At 44.9% G+C, this 4,954-nt stretch carries 3 protein-coding genes; all 3 read right to left on the reverse strand.

Features of this window, described 5'->3' with window-relative positions:
- Nucleotides 1–2,600 (reverse strand): nSTAND1 domain-containing NTPase (locus ICL16_RS45035; protein ID WP_202895862.1); only part of this gene is annotated, 2,600 nt, incomplete at its 3' end.
- A gap of 289 nt (nucleotides 2,601–2,889) precedes the next feature.
- The gene (locus tag ICL16_RS34320; RefSeq protein WP_190836056.1) at nucleotides 2,890–4,440 is read right to left on the reverse strand and encodes a GMC family oxidoreductase; all 1,551 of its coding nucleotides are present in this window, start codon (nucleotides 4,438–4,440) and stop codon (nucleotides 2,890–2,892) included.
- Complete coding sequence (locus ICL16_RS34325) at nucleotides 4,430–4,570, reverse strand: hypothetical protein (RefSeq protein ID WP_190836057.1); 141 nt, start codon at nucleotides 4,568–4,570, stop codon at nucleotides 4,430–4,432. Before ICL16_RS34325 ends, ICL16_RS34320 begins: the two co-directional genes overlap by 11 nt.
- Between the last annotated feature and the right edge of the window lie 384 nt (nucleotides 4,571–4,954).

Genomic DNA, 4,954 nt, shown 5'->3' on the forward strand with positions numbered 1-4,954 from the left:
CTGAGTACCTGTCCTTCACTGCTCCATAATTTGATGGTTTTGTCAACACTAGCGGAGGCTAGAGTTTTGCCATCGGGACTGAAACTGACGCTGTAGATCCAGCCGCTATTTGCTTGCCAGCTGTTGCGCTCTTTCAATTGGTAAACTACCTGCTGTAGTGCAGTCAAAACCCGATTCTTCGTCTGTGCCTCTGCCCAAACCAATCCTTTGAGTAGTTTCTCTGCTTTTAAAGCATGGATCAATGCCTCCAACTGTTGATCTGAGACAAAGAGTTGTTCTGAAGATGTAGCTAAACTTATACTCAGAGCCTCTTGCTTTTGACTCCACTGAATAAAAGCAAATCCCAGCACGAGTACAAATGCACCAGCAACAATGCTAATTGTCCAGCAGCGGTTGTTCCTTTGGCGCTGTATGCTGCGCTGCACAAACTCAGCTTCTAGTTTATTAAACCAATTGCCACTAGAATTATGTATCTGTTTCAATACATCAAGGTGGGGATTAGTGTGCCACAGAAATTTTACTTGTTGCAAGTTTTTCCAATCTCTAGCAGCTGGTGTCAAACTTCGTTGCAGGATTAAACTTTCCTCCTCCTGTTTTTTCCAAAAAAGTAGCTTTTGCCATCCCCGCACTAAGGCATCATGGGCAGGCTCTATATAAAGATTGTTTTCGGTATCTTTTCCAGACACCAATAATCGAGCGGCGGAAAAACGCTCAATTACCAACTTCACCCGCTGATTTTCTGGCTCTGGATATTCTAGTTCAGGTAGAAATACCCTTCTACGAGCCAACTCACCACTACCCACTGCTACCATTCGCAGCATGACGTGCTTGATGGTTTGAGCATAGGCTGAATCAAGTTTTTCTAACTGCTCATACTCACAATCCGCTCTTTGGGCGATACTGCGCGTTACTCCTCCTAATTCCTCATAATCTTCTTGGGTAATTGCTCGATTATTTCTTGTACCCTCTCTAGCACTCTTGATGTATTTCAGATACAGTTCACTCAAGGTGAAAGAAAGTAAAGGCAAGGCACCCGGCATTTGTGCCACTTCATCAATTATTTTTTCTACTAGAGTCGGTGGTTCAAAATACATTACTCGTGCAGTTGCTGGTTCGACAATTGCCGATCGCAATTCCTCTCGTGTCATCGCTGGGACAATAAATCGCGCCGCAGTCCAATAAGCTTTTAGAGGAGAATCTTGAAATTGCGGTTCAAAGTCGGAACGTAGCGTCACCACAATTCGTAAATGCTCTGGAAAAGCAGATATTGCCCTGTTCAATCCACTCAAAAACTTGTTCCGCTCATCGTCATCCCGGCACAGAGTGACTAATTCTTCAAATTGATCAATCACTAGCAATAGTTTGGTATGAGGATGAGCTTCACTCCAAGCTTTAACTGCTTGAGCTAGTGTCTGCAACTCTTGCTCAAAAGCCTTCCTTGGGTAAGCAAAAACTGGTAAGTTATCTTTGAGTAGGGTATTATTTAAAGCAATAAACGGAGACTCACCCGGACGAACGGGAGCGAGGATGCGCCACTGTTGATCGTCCCGGTTCAACTGTGGAATTAATCCCGCTTTCACTAAGCTGGATTTGCCCGAACCAGAAGCACCCAACACAACTGTAAACTTATGACTAGCCACAAATGCTTGCAGCTTGACTATTAAGTTTGTCCGACCAAAAAACAGTTTGCTATGTTCAAGTTCAAACGATTCTAAGCCGCGATAAGGGTTTTTACTTTCATCTAGTACGGGTGCTGGTTTTAAGTTATTAGGGTTAAATTCAGGAACAGCAAAGATGTACTCGCCTTTATCATGGCGTTTGAGTTGACAAAATCCTGGGGTTTGTCTAGCATTTATATTCAGTAACTCGCTATGTAAATACACATACATCTCAGTTGCTGTAATTATACTATCTTTGCTTAAATCTGCTTTACCCTCTAGTGCAGCAAATAGCAACTCCGCAAAGGGAGAGTGTCCATCATGCTCTCTGCGCTGTCCAAATTGATACAGACAATCGGCAGCTTTTTCGTCATCTGCAGCAGAAGTAATCACCTGTTGCGCACAACCAGAAATGAAGCGTTCATAGCGTTCGCGATACATTTTTGAGCGTCGTACTGCTTCGCGCGAGCCTGCCCAACGAAACGCCCCAGCAAAGCAGCAGTCGAGGATAACTAATAAATGACGGCATGGTAACTTAAGCAGAGTATCATGCAGTTGCTTCATGGGTAGCAAGCTAGCACTATCACCCAGTCGCGCATCTTGGGGAACTAAATAACCAGCAGGACCATCACTATTATCTAACGCATCTAAGGCAATGCCATGTCCGGCAAAGTAAAAAAGGATACGGTCATCTGGTTGAAGTTGGATAGTACTACCATCTGCTAGGAGAAACCTTTGCTTTTCCAAGGTAGTGAATAGATGACATAGTTTTGCGTAAGTAGCTCCAGTATCTAATAAAAGAAGGACTTGATACTGGTACTTAGTTTCTAGGATGTGAGCAAGTTTAGTGGCATCATTAACAGCGGTTTTTAGTGCTGGGACGCCATTGATGTACTGATTAATACCAACAACTACTGCCAGACTACGTTTAATTTCTGCCATAAATGCAATACCCCTGAGTACCCCCAATCAGTAATACTTATGCACTTCACAAATAGAGCATGATCTGCATAAAGGAAAATTTACTATTCTCCTGCCTTTGCATTCTGAATAGGTGCAAGTCCAACCTACTGATGCACTGCTAAAATCAACTTATCTGTGAGTAGCATTTCGCAGTTTACCTCAGATGCTGATCTGAGGTAAACTGCCACTTCTGACAGAATAATTCGTAATTCGTAATTCGTAATCTCAACTGAAAGAAAAAAACTTACACCAAACCCTTATTCTTTCGTCAAATTTCCCAAGTTTTCGGTCTACTGACTTTTGCGGTTTTAATCATATCGGCTGCTTTCTCACCAATCATAATGGTGGGCGCATTCGTATTTCCCGTGGTGATCGTTGGCATGATCGAGGCATCGACGACACGCAATCCCTTCACGCCGTGTACCCGGAGTTGCGAATCTACAACCGCCATTGGGTCAGTTCCCATTTTGCAAGTGCCGACAGGATGAAACATAGTCCCGCAAACTTCCCGAACATAAGCAACGAGTGCCTCATCGCTCTGAACCTCGACACCGGGAGCAATTTCCTCACCTCGTATCTCATCAAAGGGAGTTGAATGAAACAAGTCGCGAAAGAATCGAATCCCTGCCACTAGAAGACGCACATCGGATTGACTTTGCAGATAGTTCATCCGCAGGATCGGGGCATCTGTGGGGTCAAGCGATCGTAAAGCGACACTGCCAATGTTCTGGGGATGGGTCAAACTCACATAGCCTGTGAACCCCGAATCAACGCGGACATACCCAGGAGGTGACAAAGGACTGGCATCGAAGAAAAGCAGCAAATCTGGCGCGACATCCAGATTTCCCTCGCTATGCATAAACATTGCAGCTTCAGAAATACCATTACCAGTGGCAGCAGGTTGCACCTCCTGAGTTCCCTGGTAGGTCACGGGAAGACCAACGTGGTCTTGCAGGTTTTGACCCACACCCGGCAGATCGACGACGACTGAAATCCCCATTGCTTGCAAATGTTTTGTATCCCCAATGCCAGAGAGCATTAGCAGCTTGGGCGAATCGAACGCGCCTGCACTTAAAATCACTTCCCGACTGACTCTAACCTGGTGTAACATTCCAGAGTGCAGGTATTCCACCCCGATAGTGCGAGTCTCCTCAAACAACAATCGAGTCACCAACGCACCTGTTTGCACTGTTAAGTTCGGACGATCCAGAATCGGCGTGAGAAATGCTGCTGCTGCACTGTGCCGCTTACCATCTTTGTTGATTGTAAACTGAAGCGGTCCTACCCCTTCCTGCTGCTCTGCATTAAAATCAGGATTGTACTTGTGTCCCATTGCCACCGCTGCTTCTACAAACGCTCTCGTAACCGCAGCAGGAGACACGATATCAGTGACGCTCAACTCCCCATCCACACTGTGATATTCCGAAGCACCACGTTGCTGATGCTCGGATTTCTTGAAATAGGGCAAGACATCTTGGTACGACCAAGCGGGGTTACCCAATTCCTGCCAGTGGTCAAAGTCGTGATGATTGCCCCGCATATATACCATGTAATTAATCGAACTGCTGCCCCCCAAGACTTTACCACGGGAACAAAAGATCTTGCGATCATTAAGGTACGGTTCGGGTTCCGAGAAATATTTCCAATCTACCTCGGAGCCTGGTAAATTCCTAGCTTCGCGTGGGATTTGAATCTCTGGTTTCGTATCTCGATCGCCTGCTTCCAGCAACAACACAGTTGTTTGAGGGTCTTCTGTGAGACGGTTGGCAACTACACAGCCTGCTGAGCCTGCACCAATCACAATATAATCATAAATCATATCGAGACATTCCATGTTTTCCAGAACCAGCACTCGCAAAACGAGGAGAAATTACAGAGGTGACTAAACCAGTAGAGAACAGGGCGGTCTTTTGAAGAAAACGATGACGGTCATGAGGCTGATAAAGCATCGACTCCTCCTGTGTTGATTATCTTACGGATTTATTGGTTTGTTTTAAGCATTCTTTGTATTTTTGAAAGTATCGCATAAATTTACTAGGTACACAATATCCGCTGCACTGTTCATCCTTTGCTTGCTCTTCGCCCACATTCAAAAATTAAATTTTACAAGTCATGCCCCAAGTTTCTTAACTCAAAGCATCAAACGCTAAAATCAACATATCTGTGAGTACATGAGGTTTTGTTATGCCCTCACCTTTTCCACCGAATGGATCCGTATCTCGAAAATCCTAAGTTTTGGGTCGGTGCATCATCGGCTAATTAGGGCTTGCTGACAAAGTAGAAAAAGGTAACACTGTGCGGATTGTAAACCTTATACGTCTTGTTAAGTGCAA

Source organism: Iningainema tapete BLCC-T55 (assembly GCF_014698965.1).
In the GTDB taxonomy this organism is placed as follows: Bacteria; Cyanobacteriota; Cyanobacteriia; order Cyanobacteriales; family Nostocaceae; genus Iningainema; species Iningainema tapete.

Excerpts from the sequence above, each read along its gene's own strand:
- ICL16_RS34320 (WP_190836056.1), bottom strand. The coding sequence starts at position 4,440 with ATGATTTATGATTATATTGTGATTGGTGCAGGCTCAGCAGGCTGTGTA.
- ICL16_RS34325 (WP_190836057.1), bottom strand. The coding sequence starts at position 4,570 with ATGCTTTATCAGCCTCATGACCGTCATCGTTTTCTTCAAAAGACCGCC.